The sequence below is a fragment of the Enterobacter cloacae complex sp. ECC445 genome (assembly GCF_021892025.1).
Taxonomy (GTDB): domain Bacteria; phylum Pseudomonadota; class Gammaproteobacteria; order Enterobacterales; family Enterobacteriaceae; genus Enterobacter; species Enterobacter chengduensis.
Genome location: NZ_JAKLRZ010000067.1, coordinates 1 through 212, shown reverse-complemented (window position 1 = coordinate 212; position 212 = coordinate 1). Strand labels below are relative to the sequence as shown.

At 51.9% G+C, this 212-nt stretch carries 1 tRNA gene; it reads left to right on the top strand.

Annotated features, from left to right (window positions below):
* The first annotated feature begins 1 nt into the window (after position 1).
* Positions 2 to 78 (top strand) — tRNA-Arg (locus L6R44_RS24860).
* Positions 79 to 212: the final 134 nt, after the last annotated feature.

Genomic DNA, 212 nt, shown 5'->3' with positions numbered 1-212 from the left:
TGCATCCGTAGCTCAGCTGGATAGAGTACTCGGCTACGAACCGAGCGGTCGGAGGTTCGAATCCTCCCGGATGCACCATCTATTACTTCATATTGCTTTCGAAGTGATATGAATATCGAGCAGTACAGTAGTAAATCCCGATGCATCCGTAGCTCAGCTGGATAGAGTACTCGGCTACGAACCGAGCGGTCGGAGGTTCGAATCCTCCCGGA